General features: G+C 26.2%; 1 protein-coding gene. It reads left to right on the forward strand.

Annotation, left to right across the window (positions count from 1 at the left end):
* Positions 1 to 132: 132 nt before the first annotated feature.
* The coding region (locus tag ACRCYC_RS14730; protein ID WP_438619893.1) for a hypothetical protein at positions 133 to 1,789 on the forward strand (1,657 nt) is incomplete at its 3' end.

Raw genomic sequence — 1,789 nt, forward strand, 5'->3', positions numbered from 1 at the left:
AAAGTTCCAACCTATATAGTTTTTATATAAAAATATTTTTTTATTTGAAATATTTTTTTTACTATTGACTTAACAATATAATAAATGTAAAATTATTTCATAATAGTTTAACAAATTTTAAAGGAGTGAAATGTGAATAATAGAATACCTAACGACTCAATCACAGCAGCAGCAACGTTATCTCATTTTGGTAATAACGAAGTAAGTTTAGTATTAGACAGAAATTTAGAAACAGTTTACGCTTCAAACGGAAGCTACCCCAATGGTTCTTATGCTGATATTTATTTTAAACTACCTACTCATCGAGTAATTGAAAAAATAGACTTCTACACAAGCAACCTAAGAGGTTGGGGGCTTATCCAAAGTTATGAAATTTTATATAAAAATAATATCTCTACAGCAGATTGGGTTTCTATATATAGATCTTCTAGTTGGGAAACTAGTGAAGGACTTAGAATTGCAGAATTTAGTCCAACTTTTGCAAATGAATTTTGTATTCGTATCCATGGAAGTAACGGAAGATTCGTTACAATGAATGAAATAAATTTTTATTTTAGTTTAAGTCAAGAGATGAATATGCTTACTTTTTTTGATGAAATCAATGGCAATTTTATACTTTCAGACTTTTTAACTTTAGAAATAATTGACGAAGTTCATAACGATGTCAAAATTTATCCAGAGCTATACAAAGTAAGTGGAATAGTTAAATACTTATACCTATCTAAGATGGATACTATAAAATATAAAGATGTACAACTTTTAAAAAATACAGTTGATACTAATGAGTTTTGTAGTACTTTAAAAATTTCTAAAACAGAGAAATTGAACTCTTTAGGAATGTTCATTAATAATAGTAGAAATGTAATACTAATTTCTAGTTCTAATTGTGAAATCACTTATTTTCAAGATCAAAGTAACTTTCAATATAATGGCACTATAAAATTAAATAAAGGAATAAATAAAGTCTTTATTCCAGACTCAGGAGAACTTTTTTTAATCGGGGATTTAAATGAAAATATATATATAAGAGGTTATGGTTTTGATGAGTCAAGCGTTTTCAAAATGGGCGAAAGTCAGTTTACACAATTTTTAAACCTTCAAAGCAACAGAAAAAATATGTTTATAGAGGGAAAAAACTTCATTGCTAATATAGAAATCAAGTGGATAAAAGACAATTTTGATGAACATCGTTTTTTAGATTCTATAATTACTATAGATGCCTACTATGATTTTTTATACACAATTTTAGATATGCCTTTGTATTTTGAAAAAAATATAATTAAAAGAGTTTTATGGCAAGGTAATACCAATGAGAATGTTGAAAGAAAAACAACTGAAATGGGAAGTATTTTAAACTTCGGAGGAGATGCTAATTTATTCTTCAAAAATGGAATACATAGTTTTGCAACTTCTTTAATTTGTAGATTAACTTCTGACGAGATGGTTTCTAGCGAGTTTTTTCCTAGAGAGCTAGAAGATCTTCTAAAACTTGGTTTTTTTAAAACGTTTGAGTTTAAATACAATAAAGTTTTAGCTTTAACGGGAGACGAGAAAAAAGATATTTTTATAAAAACAATGTTATACTCAAATTCAGATAGATTTATGACTAGACTTTTCAGAAAATACTATACTTATGAGTTTTCTGAAAATGAAAATCCTATTGATAAATTAATTCTCTGGACAACTGAATTAACTTTTAGAAATATTGGAACTATTTTTACTGAGAAAGGATATAATATATCTCAAAATATTTTAGATAAATGTAATACATATCCTAATCTGTTTTTAA

This window comes from Paraclostridium sp. (genome assembly GCF_051657365.1).
Lineage (GTDB): Bacteria > Bacillota > Clostridia > Peptostreptococcales > Peptostreptococcaceae > Paraclostridium.